The sequence below is a fragment of the Streptomyces iranensis genome (genome assembly GCF_017874715.1).
In the GTDB taxonomy this organism is placed as follows: Bacteria; Actinomycetota; Actinomycetes; order Streptomycetales; family Streptomycetaceae; genus Streptomyces; species Streptomyces iranensis.
Genome location: NZ_JAGGLR010000022.1, coordinates 21,990 through 39,917 on the forward strand (window position 1 = coordinate 21,990; position 17,928 = coordinate 39,917).

General features: G+C 66.8%; 2 protein-coding genes. Both read left to right on the top strand.

What is annotated here, in order from left to right:
* Positions 1-407: 407 nt before the first annotated feature.
* Positions 408-1,169: a thioesterase II family protein gene (locus J2Z30_RS34550; RefSeq protein WP_044568462.1), complete on the top strand. Its 762-nt coding sequence runs from the start codon at positions 408-410 to the stop codon at positions 1,167-1,169.
* Between the two features lie 141 nt (positions 1,170-1,310).
* A complete protein-coding gene (locus J2Z30_RS51095; RefSeq protein ID WP_209468953.1) occupies positions 1,311-17,915 on the top strand; it encodes a type I polyketide synthase in 16,605 nt (5,534 codons plus the stop codon).
* Positions 17,916-17,928: the final 13 nt, after the last annotated feature.

Here is a 17,928-nt window from a genome sequence, read left to right on the forward strand (position 1 = left end):
TCATACGCCGGGAAAACCGTTGAATTCGGCCTATCCAGTCCCCTATCCGATCCCCTGTCCGGACCTCTATCCGAACCCAAGGAAGGGCGCCCGGGGAAAGGCGCCCGGGGAAGGGCGCCTGGGGAAGGGCGCCCGAGGAAGGGGGCCCGAACCGCTCGCGGCACCGCGCCCGCATGGCTGTGTCCGCTGGTCACGACCGTCCGTGCCCCATGCGGCTGTGCATCGGTGCCATGGCCACCAGTTGGCCTGTGCAGAGATGACCCTTTCTCTGGTCGGCGGATGGCTTGTAGCGTCGAAAATGTTTTTGGGCGGAGGCTGCGAAGCGGGGGTGGGTCCGTTCATCCGAGCCCTTTCGGCTACCGGCATCGGGTACCACCGTGCGGTCGCCGGAACCGGTCATTGAAGGGATGGAGTACGTGGGTGCAGCCGAGGTACGCCCTGGGCGTTGGCTTCGCCGCTTTCGGAGAGGCGAGTCTCCTGAAGACGTCCGACTGATCTGTTTTCCTCATGCGGGTGGCGCCGCCACCTTCTTCTTTCCCTTCGCAAGAGGGCTGAACGTATCGGCGGAAGTCCTGGCCGTTCAGTATCCGGGAAGGCAGGACCGTCACCGGGACGCGTGCATAGACAGCGTCGAGGAAATGGCCGACCTCATCTTCGAGGATGTGCGGGCCCTCGACGATCGTCCGCTGGCCTTCTTCGGGCATAGTATGGGCGCGGTGCTGGCATTCGAGGTGACGCGACGCCTCGAAGAGAAGGACGGGATAAGCCCGCGGTGGCTGTTCGCATCGGCTCGCCCGGCTCCCTCACGACACCGTGACGAGAAGCTGCGGACGGACGATGCCCAGCTCATAGCGGACCTCAGGGCGCTGAACGGTCCGAACTCCGGGATCTTCGCCGATGAGGATGCCCTCCGCGTCATCCTGCCCGCCATACGCAGCGACTACAAGGCGATCGAAGGCTATGTGGTTACTCCCGACACCAGGGTCACCTGCCCTATCTCCACGGTTATCGGTGTCTCCGATGAGCGAGTGACCTCGGATGAGGCGGAGGACTGGGGAAAACACACCACCGGGGATTTCGAGCTGATGGTCTTCCCGGGCGGCCACTTCTACCTCACTGAGCAGCTACCCGATGTCGCCCGTTTCGTCGCGGAGCGCATCTCTCAGTGAACAAATTCGGTGAATCAGGCACCTGATTGAGGTCGGAGTCCAGCTGTTCCGACCCTTTTGGCACGACCCCTTGAGAGCCCGTAGGCCGGTTTCCGGCTGGACGACCGGCGGGCTGTCCACATCTGATATGGCGTAATTCCGTTGGCGTTGGAAGGGTTTGCTGTGCGGGATAGGCGAGTACTCACGGATGCTGAGCTGCGCGATCGACTCTCTGATGCGTCCGAAAAGCGGCAGTTCGAGATAGTGCTTGCCCTGGTACGTGAAGAGATCGCTCAGATACTCGGCTCACGCAGCCCAGAAGACATCGCCGAACAGGCCTCCTTCCGCTCTCTCGGCGTCTACCGGGAGAAGCGTCAGCAACTGATCAGCAACCTGATCGAGCGTTCAGGGGTTCGCCTCCCGTCGACGGCTCTGTTCGACTACCCGAACCCGGCGGCGCTGGCGCGCTATGTGAGGTCCCGGATCGTGGGCGACGTCGCTGACGTTGCCCCAGCGTCGGTTGGCGCGACGGAGGACGACGACGACCGGCGCGATGCCGACGACCCGATCGCCGTCGTGGGTCTGGCCTGCCGCTACCCCGGTGGGGTGAGCTCTCCCGATGAACTGTGGGACGTGGTGGCGACCGGCCGGAACACCATCTCGGACTTCCCCACCGACCGCGGTTGGGACCTGGAGAACCTGTTCGACCCGGACCCGGCGCATGCGGGGACCTCGTATTCCCGGAAGGGCGGGTTCTTGCACGATGCCGCGGACTTTGACGCGGAGTTCTTCGGGATGTCGCCGCGTGAGGCGCTGGCGGTCGACCCGCAGCAGCGGTTGCTGCTGGAGACGTCGTGGGAAGCGATCGAGACCGCGGGAATCAACCCCCTTGAGCTGCGCGGTACCCCGACCGGGGTCTACCTCGGCGTCATTTACAACGACTACGCCTCGCGCCTGAGCACCTTCCCGGGTGAGCTCGAGGGGTACCTGCTCAATGGCAGCCGGCAGAGTGTCGCCTCTGGCCGCGTGGCGTATGTGCTCGGTCTTGAGGGACCAGCGGTCTCGATGGACACGGCGTGTTCGTCGTCGTTGGTTGCCTTGCACCAGGCGAGTGCGGCGCTGCGCCGTGGTGAGTGCTCGATGGCCCTGGCGGGGGGCGTGGCGGTGATGTCGGCCCCGGGCCTCTTCCTGGAGTTCTCCCGGCAGCGTGGCATGGCGGTGGACGGGGTGTGCAAGGCGTTCGCGGACGCGGCGGATGGGGCCGGGTTCAGCGAGGGCGTGGGTGTGTTGTTGCTGGAGCGGTTGTCGGATGCTCGGGCGCGTGGGCATCGGGTGTTGGCGGTGGTGCGTGGTTCTGCGGTGAATCAGGATGGGGCGTCGAATGGGTTGACGGCGCCGAATGGTCCGTCGCAGGAGCGGGTGATCCGGCAGGCACTGGCCAATGCCCGGCTGACGACGGCGGACGTGGATGCCGTCGAGGGTCATGGAACGGGCACGACGCTCGGTGATCCGATCGAGGCCCAGGCGCTGCTGGCCACCTATGGGCAGGGCCGGGAGGAGGGTCGGCCGCTGTGGCTGGGGTCGCTGAAGTCCAACATCGGGCACAGCCAATCGGCCGCTGGTGTGGGTGGTGTGATCAAGATGGTCATGGCCCTGAACCGCGAGGTGCTGCCGCGCACGTTGTATGTGGATCGGCCGTCTTCGCATGTGGACTGGGACGCGGGTGCGGTTGAGCTGCTGACTGAGGCGGTGGCTTGGCCGCGCGGAGAGCGGGTGCGGCGGGCGGGTGTGTCTTCGTTCGGTGTGTCGGGGACCAATGCCCATCTCATCCTTGAGGAGGCACCGACGGAGGAAGCCTCGAATGGGGAGATGGTTTCCGCTGGCGGTGGTGTGGCGCCCGGGGTGATGCCTGGTGTGGTGCCGTGGGTTGTGTCGGGGCGTAGTGCGGGGGCGTTGGCGGCTCAGGCGGGTCGGCTGCTGGAGTACGTGCGTGCTGCTCAGGCTGGTGGTGGTGGCGTGGATGCGGTGGGTGTGGGGTGTGCTCTGGTGGGCTCGCGTGCGGTGTTCGAGCACCGCGCTGTTGTTCTTGGTTCGGATGTCGAGCAGCTTGAGGCTGGTCTCGCGGGGGTGGCGCGGGGTGAGGCCGTTGGTGGTGGTGTGGTGGGTCGTGTGCGGTCGGGGGTGGGTCGGCCGGTGTTTGTCTTCCCTGGTCAGGGTGCGCAGTGGGTGGGTATGGGTGCGCGGTTGCTGGATGAGTCGGTGGTGTTTGCCGAGGGGATTGCTGAGTGTGAGCGGGTGTTGTCGGGGTGGGTGGACTGGTCTGTGCGGGCGGTGTTGCGGCAGGAGGCAGGAGCGCCGTCCTTGGATCGGGTGGATGTGGTTCAGCCGGTGTCGTTTGCGGTGATGGTGGCGCTGGCCAAGGTGTGGCGGTCGTTTGGTGTGGAGCCGGCGGCGGTGGTGGGGCATTCGCAGGGTGAGGTGGCGGCCGCGTATGTGGCGGGTCTGTTGTCGCTGGAGGATGCGTGCAAGGTGGTGGCGCTTCGGTCGCGGTTGATTGGTGAGCGTCTGGCGGGGCTGGGCGGGATGCTCTCAGTGGCCGTGTCCGAGCAGGAGGCGTTGGGGCGGATTGGGGCCGGTGTCTGGGGTGGGGTGGAGGTGGCTGCGGTCAACGGTCCTGGTTCAGTGGTGGTGGCTGGGCCTGCGGAGGCGGTGGAGCGGGTGCGGGCCGTATGTGAGGCGGAGGGGGTGCGGGCGCGCCTGATTCCGGTGGATTACGCCTCTCACACGACGCAGGTTGAGCAGATCCGTACTGAGCTGGCCGAGGTTCTGGGTGGTTTGAGTCCTCGGGGTGGTGGCGAGTGGGTGCCGTTGTTGTCGACGGTGACTGGGCAGTGGGTTTCGCCTGGGGAGATGGATGGTGGGTATTGGTTCCGGAATCTGCGGCAGCCGGTGCGTTTCGCCGAGGCCGTGGATGCCCTGGCCGCCGAGGGCTATGGGGTCTTCGTTGAGGTCAGTGCGCATCCGGTGTTGACGGTGGGTGTGGAGGAGGCGGTGGAGGCTGCTGGTGGTCAGGCGGTGGTGACCGGGACGTTGCGCCGGGACCAGGACACTGTCGGGCAGGTTCTGACCTCTGTGGCTCAGTTGCATGTCAATGGGGTGGCCGTTGACTGGGCACCCGTTCTGGGTGCGGTGGCTGGGTCGGATGGTGGGGCGTTGGTGTCGTTGCCGACGTATGCGTTCCAGCGGGAGCGTTACTGGCTGGACGCTCCGACTGTGGCGGTCGATGCCACTGGTCTGGGTCTGGAAACTCTTGAACATTCCCTCCTGGGAGCCGCTGTCCCCCTTGCCGAAGGTGGACAGCTCTTCACCGGACGCATCTCGCTGGAGACACACCCATGGCTCGCCGACCACCAGGTATGGGGAACCGTGCTGGTGCCGGGGGCCGCGCTGATCGAGTTGGCGATGCACGCCGTGACGCACGTGGGTCAACAGGGCATCGAAGACATCGCCCTTGAAGCACCCCTCGCAGTCCCCGAAGGAGAGACCGTTCACCTGCAGGTGGTCGTCGGGGAGGCCCAACAGGATGGTCAGCGCGAGTTCAGCATTCACTCGCGGATGGATTCCGATGATGTCGACCTGGGTTGGAAGCGCCATGCGACGGGGTCGAGCTGCGCGGCGGTTGATGTGGAGCCCGTCTCGGAGACGCTGAGCGGAGCCAATTGGCCGCCTCCCGGAGCCGCTCCAGTGGACATTGACGAGCTTTATGCGGGTTTTGCTGGTCGGGGTTATGAGTATGGGCCGTTGTTTCAGGGGGTGCGGGCGGCGTGGCGGTTGGGTGATGTGGTGTTTGTGGAGGTGTGTTTGCCGGAGGGGGTTGATGGTGGGGGGTTTGGGGTTCATCCGGCGTTGTTGGATGCGGCGTTTCAGGCTTTGTTGATTGTGGGTGGGCAGGGTTCGGGTGAGGGATCGGAGCAGGTGAGGTTGCCGTTTGCGGTGAGTGGTGTGCGGTTGGTGGGGCGGGGTGCTGTTCGGTTGCGGGTGGGTGTGCGGTCGGTGGGTGTGGATGAGGTTGCGGTTGATCTGGCGGATGAGGATGGCCGGTTTGTGGGTGTGGTGGAGTCGTTGATGGTGCGGTCGGTTTCGGTGGGGCAGTTGGCGGCGGTGGGTGTGGGTCGGGATTGCTTGTTTGGGGTGGAGTGGGAAGAGGTTGCGGCGGAGGCGGTGGCGGGTGCTGTGGTGGGGCCGGTGGTGGGGTTGTTGCAGGGTGGGGATGTGGTGGCTTTGGAGCGGTTGGCGGGGTGTGGGGTGGTGCCGGATGTGGTGGTCCTGACCGTTCCGGGTGACGCCGACTGCGGGTCTGGTGGTGTGGTGGGTGGGGTCCATCGGGTGGTGGGGGAGATCGCTGCGGTGTTGGGGATGTTTGTGACCGATGAGCGGTGGTCGGGGAGTCGTTTGTTGGTGCGGACCAGTGGTGCGGTGGTGGTGGAGCCGGGTGAGGGGGTGTGCAGTTTTGCGGGTGCGGCGGTGTGGGGCCTGGTGCGTAGTGCGCAGGTTGAGCACCCGGACCGGTTCCTGCTGGCCGACGTTGTCGCAGACGAGCGTGATGGTGGTGTGGGTCTTGATGCTGGTGTGGTGGGCGGGCTGGTGGCGTGTGGCGAGCCGCAGCTCGCGGTACGTGGGGATGTGGTGCGGCGCGCCCGCCTGGCACGGGTGAGTGGAGCTGCGGCCGTAGAGCGGGTCGGCGGGTGGCGGGGTCCGGGGACGGTGTTGGTCACCGGTGGCACCGGAACGCTGGGCGGATTGGTGGCTCGCCATCTGGTCGCCGAGCACGGAGTAGAGCACGTGCTGCTGGTCAGCCGTCGGGGCCTGGGCGCGCCGGGAGCGCCGGAGCTGTGTGAGCAGATCGAGGAGCTGGGCGGCCGGGTGACGGTCCGCTCCTGTGACACCAGTGATCGTGATGCGGTGCGTGAGCTGCTGGCTGGTGTTCCGGCGGAGGTGCCGCTCAGGGGTGTGGTGCATGCCGCGGGTGTTTTGGATGACGCGACGGTGGAGGGCCTGGGCCAGGAGCAGATTGAGCGGGTGTTGGCTCCGAAGGTGGATGCGGCTTGGCATCTGCATGAGCTGACCCAGGACATGGACCTGGCGGCGTTCGTACTGTTCTCTTCGGCCGCGGGTGTGCTGGGTAATGCCGGACAGGCCAACTACGCCGCGGCGAACACCTTCCTGGACGCTCTGGCTCAGCACCGCCGGGCTCAGGGCCTACCTGCGGTGTCCCTGGCCTGGGGGCTGTGGGCGCAGGACAGCGGGATGACCGGCCACCTGGACCACGAGGACCATGCACGCCTGAACCGCACCGGCATCACCCCCATGACCACCGAAGAGGGCCTGGCTCTGCTTGACATGGCCGTCGACGCCGATCGCCCTTCGCTCCTCCTGGCCCGCCTCTCTCTTACGGCGGTGCAGAGGCATGTGGCAAACGGTGGCACCCTCTTGAGCCTGTACCGAGGGCTGGTGAAGTCCCCGGTACGTCGTACGGGTTCCACGGCGGCAACGACTCTTCAGCAGCGGGTTGCGGCTCTCGACGACGCCGAGCGCTACGACCTCATCCTCGCCACCGTTCGTACGCATATCGCCAAGGTGCTGGGCCACTCGAACGCGGACACCGTGGATGGCGACCGCGCGTTGAAGGATCTGGGCTTCGACTCCCTGACCGCGGTCGAACTGCGTAACCAGCTTGGGACCGCGACAGGACTTCGGCTCCCGACCACGTTGGTCTTCGACTATCCGACGCCTTCGGCCATCGCCAGGTATCTGGACGGTCGACTGGGCACGGGCGAGCGCTCGGACGGCGCTGATGTGGCGCCCGCCGTGGTGGGCGTGGACACGGAGCCGATTGCGATTGTGGGGGTGGGCTGCCGGTATCCGGGTGGTGTGGCCTCGCCGGAGGAGCTGTGGGATTTGGTGTCCGGGGGGACGGACGCCATTTCCGGCTTCCCGGTCGATCGTGGCTGGGACCTGGAGGCCCTGTACGACCCGGACCCGGACCGCGCGGGGAAGAGCTATGCCATCGACGGTGGCTTCTTGAACGATGCCGCGGACTTCGATGCGGAGTTCTTCGGGATGTCGCCGCGTGAGGCGTTGGCGGTGGATCCGCAGCAGCGGTTGTTGTTGGAGGCGTCGTGGGAGGCGATGGAGCGGGCCGGACTCGATCCGGCTGAGCTGCGCGGCTCGGCCACGGGCGTGTTCATGGGCGTGATGTACAGCGACTACGCCTCCAGGCTGAGGAAGTTCCCGGGTGAGCTCGAGGGCTACCTGGTCTCCGGCAGTGCGGGAAGCGTGGCGTCGGGGCGCCTGGCGTACACCTTCGGGCTCGAAGGTCCGGCAGTGACGGTGGACACCGCGTGTTCGTCGTCTTTGGTTGCCTTGCACCAGGCGAGTGCGGCGCTGCGCAGCGGTGAGTGCTCGATGGCCCTGGCCGGTGGAGCGACGGTGATGTCCACCCCGGGCCTCTTCCTGGAGTTCTCCCGTCAGCGCGGCCTGTCGGTGGACGGCCGGTGCAAGGCATTCGCCGAGGGGGCGGATGGCACGGGGTTTGGTGAGGGTGTCGGTGTGTTGTTGTTGGAGCGGTTGTCGGATGCTCGGGCTCGGGGGCATCGGGTGTTGGCGGTGGTGCGTGGTTCTGCGGTGAATCAGGATGGGGCGTCGAATGGGTTGACGGCGCCGAATGGTCCGTCGCAGGAGCGGGTGATCCGGCAGGCGCTGGCCAACGCGCGGCTGACGACGGCGGATGTGGACGCTGTTGAGGGTCATGGGACCGGGACCCGGTTGGGTGATCCGATCGAGGCGCAGGCGTTGCTGGCCACGTATGGGCGGGAGCGTGAGGGGGGTCGGCCGTTGTGGTTGGGGTCGTTGAAGTCGAACATCGGCCATGCGCAGGCTGCTGCTGGTGTGGGTGGTGTGATCAAGATGGTCATGGCCCTGAACCGGGAGATGTTGCCGCGGACGTTGCATGTGGATCGGCCGTCTTCGCATGTGGATTGGGATGCGGGTGCGGTGGAGTTGCTGGCTGAGGCGGTGGCTTGGCCGCGTGGGGAGCGGGTTCGTAGGGCGGGTGTGTCTTCGTTCGGTGTGTCGGGGACCAATGCGCACGTCATTCTTGAGGAAGCGTCGGTAGAGGAGGCCCCGAATGTGGAGGTGGTTTCTGCTGGCGGTGGTGTGACGCCGTGGGTGGTGTCGGGACGTAGTGCGGGTGGGTTGGCGGCTCAGGCGGGTCGGCTGCTGGAGTACGTGCGTGCTGCCCAGGCTGATGGTGGTGGCGTGGACGTGGTGGGTGTGGGGTGTGCTCTGGTGGGCTCCCGTGCGGTGTTCGAGCACCGCGCTGTTGTCCTTGGTTCGGATGTGGAGGAGCTTGGGGCTGGTCTCGCGGGGGTGGCGCGGGGTGAGGCCGTTGGTGGTGGTGTGGTGGGTCGTGTGCGGTCGGGGGTGGGTCGGCCGGTGTTCGTTTTTCCTGGTCAGGGTGCGCAGTGGGTGGGTATGGGTGCGCGGTTGCTGGATGAGTCGGTGGTGTTTGCCGAGGGGATTGCTGAGTGTGAGCGGGTGTTGTCGGGGTGGGTGGATTGGTCTGTGCGGGGGGTGTTGCGGCAGGAGGTGGGTACACCGTCGTTGGATCGGGTGGATGTGGTTCAGCCGGTGTCGTTTGCGGTGATGGTGGCTTTGGCGGGGGTGTGGCGGTCGTTTGGTGTGGAGCCGGCGGCGGTGGTGGGGCATTCCCAGGGTGAGGTGGCGGCCGCGTATGTGGCGGGTCTGTTGTCGCTGGAGGACGCGTGCAAGGTGGTGGCGCTTCGGTCGCGGTTGATTGGTGAGCGTCTGGCGGGGCTGGGCGGGATGCTCTCAGTGGCGCTGTCCAGGGATGAGGCTGTGGAGCGCATTGAGGCCGGTGTCTGGGGTGGGGTGGAGGTGGCCGCGGTCAACGGTCCCGGCTCGGTCGTGGTGGCCGGGCCTGCGCAGGCGGTGGAGCGGGTGCGGGCCGTATGTGAGGAGCAGGAGGTGCGGGCGCGCCTGATCCCGGTGGACTACGCCTCCCACACCGCACAGATCGAGCAGATCCGTGCCGAGCTGGCCCAGGCCCTGGACGGCCTGGCTCCGGCCGCTCCTCAAGGTCGTGGGGTGCCGTTGTTGTCGACGGTGACTGGGCAGTGGGTTTCGCCCGGCGAGATGGATGGTGGGTATTGGTTCCGGAATCTGCGGCAGCCAGTGCGTTTCGCCGAGGCCGTGGATGCCCTGGCCGCCGAGGGCTATGGGGTCTTCGTTGAGGTCAGTGCGCATCCGGTGCTGACGGTGGGTGTGGAAGAGGCCGTGGAGGCCGCCGGTGGTCAGGCGGTGGTGACCGGCACTTTGCGCCGGGACCAGGACACACTCAGGCAGGCTCTGACCTCCCTCGCCCAGCTGCATGTCAACGGGGTGGCCGTTGACTGGAAACCTGCCCTCGGCGTGGTGGCCACGGACGACAGCACCGCAGCAGATGGCCGCGCACCGATGCTGGACTTGCCCACGTATGCCTTCCAGCGGGAGCGTTACTGGCTCGACGCTCCGACCGTGGCGGCCGATGCCACCGGCCTCGGCTTGGAGAGCGTCGAACACCCCCTCCTCGGAGCCGCAGTCGACACTGCGGGCAGCGAGTCGATTCTGCTTACGGGGCGGCTGTCGCTGCAGACACATCCGTGGCTGACCGACCACCAGGTGATGGGGGCGGTGCTGGTGCCAGGGGCGGCGCTGATGGAGATGGCGACCCGTGCCGGTGAACACATCGGTTGCAATCGGCTGGAGGAGCTGACGCTGGAGGCGCCGCTGGTTCTGCCCGAGCAGGGCGGTGTCCAGGTCCAGGTCGCCGTTGAAGAAGCCGATGCATCGGGCTTCCGGCCGGTTTCTGTCCACTCCCGCGTTGAGGTAGGGGAAACGTCTTCTGAGTCCGTATGGACCCGGAACGCCAGCGGTCTGCTCGGTGTCCCGCAGCAAGACGAGCAGCACCAGCCGATGCTCGAACAGTGGCCGCCGGCCGGTGCCCAGCAGATGGCGTTGGATCCGGACGAGCTTTATGCGGGTTTTGCTGGTCGGGGTTATGAGTATGGGCCGTTGTTTCAGGGGGTGCGGGCGGCGTGGCGGTTGGGTGATGCGGTGTTTGTGGAGGTGTGTTTGCCGGAGGGGGTTGATGGTGGGGGGTTTGGGGTTCATCCGGCGTTGTTGGATGCGGCGTTTCAGGCTTTGTTGATTGTGGGTGGGCAGGGTTCGGGTGAGGGATCGGAGCAGGTGAGGTTGCCGTTTGCGGTGAGTGGTGTGCGGTTGGTGGGGCGGGGTGCTGTTCGGTTGCGGGTGGGTGTGCGGTCGGTGGGTGTGGATGAGGTTGCGGTTGATCTGGCGGATGAGGATGGCCGGTTTGTGGGTGTGGTGGAGTCGTTGATGGTGCGGTCGGTGTCGGTGGGGCAGTTGGCGGCGGTGGGTGTGGGTCGGGATTGCTTGTTTGGGGTGGAGTGGGAAGAGGTTGCGGCGGAGGCGGTGGCGGGTGCTGTGGTGGGGCCGGTGGTGGGGTTGTTGCAGGGTGGGGATGTGGTGGCTTTGGAGCGGTTGGCGGGGTGTGGGGTGGTGCCGGATGTGGTGGTCCTGACCGTTCCTGCGGATGCGGATGAGGGGTCTGGTGGTGTGGTGGGTGGGGTCCATCGGGTGGTGGGGGAGATCGCTGCGGTGTTGGGGATGTTTGTCAGCGATGAGCAGTGGTCGGGGAGTCGTTTGTTGGTGCGGACCAGTGGTGCGGTGGTGGTGGAGCCGGGTGAGGAGGTGTGCAGTTTTGCGGGTGCGGCGGTGTGGGGCCTGGTGCGTAGTGCGCAGGTTGAGCACCCGGACCGGTTCCTGCTGGCCGACGTCGTCGCAGACGAGCGTGATGGCGGTGTGGGTCTTGATGCTGGTGTGGTGGGCGGGCTGGTGGCGTGTGGCGAGCCGCAGCTCGCGGTACGTGGGGATGTGGTGCGGCGCGCCCGTCTGACACGGGTGAGTGGAGCTGGTGCTGCGGAGCTGACTGAACGGTGGCAGGGCCCGGGGACGGTGTTGGTGACTGGCGGTACGGGGACGTTGGGCGGTTTGGTGGCCCGGCATCTGGTCGCCGAGCACGGGGTCGGGCATCTGCTGCTGGCTGGTCGTAGGGGTCCGGATGCTCCGGGGGTGGCGGAGTTGGTGGCTGAGCTGGAGGCGGCTGGGGCGTCGGTCACCGTGGCCGCGTGTGATGTGGCCGACCGTGATGAGGTGCGTGAGCTGCTGGCTGGTGTTCCGGCGGAGGTGCCGCTCAGGGGTGTGGTGCATGCCGCGGGTGTTTTGGATGACGCGACCGTGGAGGGCCTGGGCCAGGAGCAGATTGAGCGGGTGCTGGCGCCGAAGGTGGATGCGGCCTGGCATCTGCATGAGCTGACCCAGGACATGGACCTGGCGGCGTTCGTACTGTTCTCCTCGGCGGCAGGTGTGCTGGGTAGTGCCGGACAGGGCAATTACGCTGCGGCCAATACATTCCTGGACGCCCTGGCTCAGCACCGCCGGGCTCAGGGCCTGCCCGGTGTGTCCCTGGCCTGGGGGCTGTGGGCGCAGGACAGCGGGATGACCGGCCACCTGGACCACGAGGACCATGCACGCCTGAACCGCACCGGCATCACCCCCATGACCACCGAAGAGGGTCTCGCCCTTTTCGATGTGGCTCAGGGGGTGGGGCGTGGTGTGGTGTTGCCGGTGCGTGTGGATGTGCGGGCGTTTCGTGGGCGTGGTGGTGTGTCGGTTCCGGCGTTGTTGCGGAATGTGGTGCGGGGTGCGGTGCGTCGGGTTGCGGCGGAGCGGGATGGGGCTGGTGCGTGGCGGGATCGGTTGGCGGGGGTGGCGCCGCGGGAGCGTGAGCGGTTGCTGCTGGAGCTGGTTTGTTCTCATGTGGCGACGGTGCTGGGGCATGCGGACGCTGCTGGAATCGACTCCGACCGAGCGCTGAGGGACCTGGGCTTCGACTCCCTCACCGCGGTCGAACTGCGTAATCAGCTTGGGGCAGCCACCGGGCTTCGACTCCCGACCACCTTGGCGTTCGACCATCCCAGCCCACGCGCTGTCGCCTCCTACCTCGACCAGGAGTTGGGTGCGGGTGTGGGGTCGGATGCTGCTGTTGTGGTGCCGGCTGTGGTGGGTGTGGATGTGGAGCCGATTGCGATTGTGGGGGTGGGGTGTCGGTATCCGGGTGGTGTGGCTTCGCCGGAGGGGTTGTGGGATTTGGTGGCGGGTGGGGTGGATGCCATTTCTGGTTTTCCGGTGGATCGTGGTTGGGATCTGGAGGGGTTGTATGACCCGGATCCGGCGCGTGCGGGGACGTCGTATGTGCGGTCGGGTGGGTTTTTGCATGAGGCGGCGGATTTTGATGCGGAGTTTTTTGGGATGTCGCCGCGTGAGGCGTTGGCGGTGGATCCGCAGCAGCGGTTGTTGTTGGAGGCGTCGTGGGAGGCGATGGAGCGGGCTGGGGTTGATCCGGCTGGGCTGCGTGGGTCGGCTACGGGTGTGTTCATGGGGGTGATGTACAACGACTATGCCTCGCGGCTGACCGCCCTTCCGGCGGATCTTGAGGGTTATTTGGGGTCGGGGAGTGCTGGGAGTGTGGCGTCGGGGCGTTTGGCGTATGTGTTTGGTCTTGAGGGGCCTGCGGTGACGGTGGATACGGCGTGTTCGTCGTCGTTGGTGGCGTTGCATCAGGCGAGTGTGGCGTTGCGTGGTGGTGAGTGTTCGATGGCGTTGGCTGGTGGTGTGGCGGTGATGTCGACTCCGGGGACGTTTGTGGAGTTTTCCCGTCAGCGGGGCCTGTCGGTGGATGGCCGGTGCAAGGCGTATGCGGAGGGGGCGGATGGCACGGGCTGGGGTGAGGGTGTGGGTGTGTTGTTGTTGGAGCGGTTGTCGGATGCTCGGGCTCGGGGGCATCGGGTGTTGGCGGTGGTGCGTGGTTCTGCGGTCAATCAGGACGGGGCGTCGAACGGGCTGACGGCGCCGAATGGTCCGTCGCAGGAGCGGGTGATCCGACAGGCACTGGCCAACGCCCGGCTGTCGGCGGCGGACGTGGACGCCGTCGAGGGCCACGGCACCGGCACGACGCTCGGCGATCCGATCGAGGTGCAAGCGCTGCTGGCTACTTATGGGCGGGAGCGTGAGGGGGGTCGGCCGTTGCGGCTGGGGTCGCTGAAGTCCAACATCGGGCACACGCAATCGGCCGCCGGTGTGGGTGGTGTGATCAAGATGGTCATGGCCTTGGACCAGGAGATGCTGCCGCGCACGTTGCATGTCGACCAGCCGTCATCGCACGTGGACTGGGGTGCGGGTGCGGTGGAGTTGCTGGCTGAGGCTGTGGCTTGGCCGCGTGGGGAGCGGGCCCGGCGGGCGGGTGTGTCTTCCTTCGGCGTGTCCGGGACCAATGCGCACGTCATCATCGAGGAAGCACCGGCAGAGGAATCTGCTGGTGGCGGTGTGGCGCCCGTGGTGATGCCTGGTGTGGTGCCGTGGGTGGTGTCGGGGCGTAGTGCGGGGGCGTTGGCGGCTCAGGCAGGTCGGCTGCTGGAGTACGTGCGTGCTGCTCAGGCTGATGGTGGTGGCGTGGACGTGGTGGGTGTGGGGCGTGCTCTGGTGGGCTCCCGTGCGGTGTTCGAGCACCGCGCTGTTGTCCTTGGTTCGGATGTCGAGCAGCTTGAGGCTGGTCTCGGGGCGGTGGCGCGGGGTGAGGCCGTTGGTGGTGGTGTGGTGGGTCGTGTGCGGTCGGGGGTGGGTCGGCCGGTGTTCGTTTTCCCTGGTCAGGGTGCGCAGTGGGCGGGTATGGGTGCGCGGTTGCTGGATGAGTCGGTGGTGTTCGCTGAAGCCATCGCCGAGTGTGAGCGGTTGCTGTCGCGGTGGGTGGACTGGTCTGTGCGGGCGGTGTTGCGGCAGGAGGTGGGTGCGCCGTCCTTGGATCGGGTGGATGTGGTTCAGCCGGTGTCGTTTGCGGTGATGGGGGCGCTGGCCAAGGTGTGGCGGTCGTTTGGTGTGGAGCCGGCGGCGGTGGTGGGGCATTCCCAGGGTGAGGTGGCGGCCGCGTATGTGGCGGGTCTGTTGTCGCTGGAGGATGCGTGCCGGGTGGTGGCGCTTCGGTCGCGGTTGATTGGTGAGCGTCTGGCGGGGCTGGGCGGGATGCTCTCAGTGGCCGTGTCCGAGCAGGAGGCTGTGGAGCGGATTGAGGCCGGTGTCTGGGCTGGGGTGGAGGTGGCTGCGGTCAACGGTCCTGGTTCAGTGGTGGTGGCTGGGCCTGCGGAGGCGGTGGAGCGGGTGCGGGCCGTATGTGAGGAGCAGGAGGTGCGGGCGCGCCTGATCCCGGTGGACTACGCCTCCCACACCGCACAGGTTGACCAGATCCGCGCCGACCTGGCCGAGGTTCTGGGTGGTTTGAGTCCTCGGAGTGGTGGCGAGTGGGTGCCGTTGTTGTCGACGGTGACTGGGCAGTGGGTCTCGCCCGGCGAGATGGATGGTGGGTATTGGTTCCGGAATCTGCGGCAGCCGGTGCGCTTCTCCGAGGCCGTGGATGCCCTCGCCGCTGAGGGTTATGGGGTCTTTGTTGAGGTCAGTGCGCATCCGGTGCTGACAGTGGGCGTGGAAGAGGCCGTGGAGGCCGCCGGTGGTCAGGCGGTGGTGACCGGCACCTTGCGCCGTGACCAGGACACACTCAGGCAGGTTCTGACCTCCCTCGCCCAGCTGCATGTCCATGGGGCGGCTGTTGACTGGAAACCTGCCCTCGGTGTGGTGGCCACGGACGACAGCACTGCGGTAGATGGCCGCGCACCGATGCTGGACCTGCCCACGTATGCCTTCCAGCGGGAGCGCTACTGGCTCGACGCTCCGCCCGCCGCAACCGACGCCACCGGCCTTGGCCTGGAAGCCCTTGAACACGCCCTCCTCGGAGCCGCAGTTCCCCTAGCGGATCAAGGACATGTCCTCACCGGACGCATCTCGTTGGAGACCCATCCGTGGCTGGCTGACCACCGGGTTTTGGGGTCGGTGGTGGTGCCACCGGCCGCGCTGGCCGAGTTGGCGCTGACCGCTTCGCATCGCGCGGGATGCGAGGGAATCCAGGAGCTCACTCTCGGAGATCCGTTGTCCCTTCCGGAGCGAGGTGGTGTCCAGCTTCAGGTTGTGGTCGGCGAGGCCGGACAAGACGGTCTGCGCAGCGTCTATGTGCAATCCCGCCTTGAAGCTGTCGACGCCGTATGGGTTCGCCATGCCACGGGTTCGTTGGTGGCGGGGGAGCCGGTTGGTGTTGGTGGTGGGGTGGTTTTGGAGCAGTGGCCTCCGGTGGGTGCTGAGGCGGTGATGTCGGATCCGGAGGGGTTCTATGCCGGGCTCGCTGAGCGTGGGTTTGGTTATGGTCCGGCTTTCCGGGGGTTGGAGACGGTCTGGCGGCGTGGTGAGGAGGTGTTCGCTCAGGTTCGTCTTCCGCGGGAGCGGGTTGGCGAGGTGGAGCGGTTTGGGGTGCATCCGGCGCTGCTGGACGCCGCTTTGCATGCGGTGGCGTTGATCGCCTCGGACGAGGACGAGCAAGCCATACGTGTTCCGTTTGCGTGGTTGGGGGTGCGGTTGCATGCTTCGGGTGCGTCGGTGGTGCGGGTGCGGTTGACTCGGGCGGGGTCGGATGCGGTGGCGTTGGAGGTGGCGGACGCGGCGGGCCAGCCGGTGGTGTCTATTGAGTCGCTGGGTCTGCGGCCGGTTTCGGCTGAGCAGTTGCAGGCGGCCCAGACCGGTCGTTATGACTCGCTGTTCCAGTTGGACTGGCAGCCGGTGGCCACGCTCCCTCCGGTTGTTGCTGGGGGTTTGTGGGCGGTTGTGGGGCCGGATGCCGGGCTGGGTGAGGCGGTGGTCCGTGCGGGCGGGTCGTGTGCTCGGTACGGGGACGTGTCCGCGTTGATCAGCGCGCTCGATGAGGGCGTAGCCATACCTGGGACCGTGGTGCTGTCCTGCCCGACGAGCAGTGGTGAGGACGTGGTTGTCGGGGTGCGGGAGTCGCTGTCCGCTGTGCTGTCTTCGGTGCAGCGGTGGCTGGATGAGGAGCGGTTGGTTGCTTCTCGTCTGGTGGTGGCCACCTGTGGTGCGGTCGCCCCTGTGGCGGGTGAGGACGTTGCGGGTCTGGTGCAGGCTCCGGTGTGGGGTTTGTTGCGGTCGGTGCAGACCGAGAATCCCGGCCGGTTCCTCCTGCTGGACCACGACCCCGACCACGACCCCGAGCACGGCAGCGAGATCAGCCCTGCTGCGGCGGACGCGGTGGTCCGGGTCATCGCCACTGGCGAGGAGTCCCAGCTGGCGGTTCGGGGCGAGACCGTCCTGGTCCCGCGCTTGTCTCGTGTGGTCAAGCCCGCGACGGACCCTGAGGCGTCTGCGCCGATGGTCTCTGGCGGGACGGTGTTGGTGACGGGGGCGTCGGGTGTGTTGGCGGGTGTGGTGTCTCGGCATCTGGTGGCTGGGCATGGGGTGGAGCATTTGTTGCTGGCCAGCCGTAGGGGCTCGGATGCTCCGGGGGTGGCGGGGTTGGTGGCCGAGTTGGAGGCGGCTGGGGCGTCGGTCACGGTGGCCGCGTGTGATGTGGCCGACCGCGATGCGGTACGTGAGCTGCTGGCCGCCATCCCGGCACAGCTTCCGCTGCGGGGAGTGGTTCACACTGCTGCGGTGGTGGACGACGGTGTTGTCGAAGGGCTGACGGATGAGCGTGTTCAGCGGGTGTTGGCGCCGAAGGTGGATGCGGCCTGGCATCTGCATGAGTTGACCCGGGATATGGGCCTGGAGGCGTTCGTGTTGTATTCCTCCGTCGCCTCCACCCTGGGTGCCGGTGGGCAGGGGAGTTACGCGGCGGCCAACGCCTTCCTCGACGCTCTGGCTCAGCACCGCCATGCCCAGGGCCTGCCCGCCGTGTCCCTCGCCTGGGGCCTGTGGGCACAGGCCAGCGGAATCACCCAGAACCTCAACGAGACAGATCTCGCCCGCATGGACAGGTTGGGGATCGTTCCGATGGCCACTGAGGATGCCTTGGCGCTGTTTGATCGGTCGATGCACGCGGACCGTGCTGCGGTGTTGCCGGTGCGGTTGGACCTCAAGGCGTTCCGGGATCGGTCGATGCCCGTACCGCCGGTGCTGCGTCAGTTGGTGCGCAGGCCGGTCCGGAAGGCAGTGGCCGGGAATGGCAGTGGCTTGGGCACCGAGTGGCGCGACTCGGTCGCCAGGGTCGTTCCGGAAGAGCGGGAGCGGCTGGTGCTGGACCTGGTCCGTACCCACGTCGCCACGGTGCTGGGACGAACCGATCCGTACGGAATCGAGGAGAGGCGAGCGCTCAAGGAGTTGGGCTTCGACTCCCTCACCGCGGTCGAGCTCCGGAACCAGCTCAGCAACATCACCGGACTACGTCTGCCGACCACTCTGGTCTTCGACCATCCGACTCCAGCGGCCATTGCCAACGTTCTGCTCAAGCAGATCGACGGGGCTCCGCAGACCACTGCGCAGGGCATCATGAGCGAGATCGACAAATTGGAAGCGGCCCTTGCCGGTATTGACTGGGCCGATACCGAGGCGGCCGTCGTTTCCACGCGCCTACGCGGGCTCCTCACTAAGTGGGGCAGGAATTCCGATCCGGATACCGAAGACCTCGGAACTGCATCGGCTGATGAGCTATTCAGCATTCTCGACGGCGAGCTGGAACGTTAAGGATCTCCGGGCG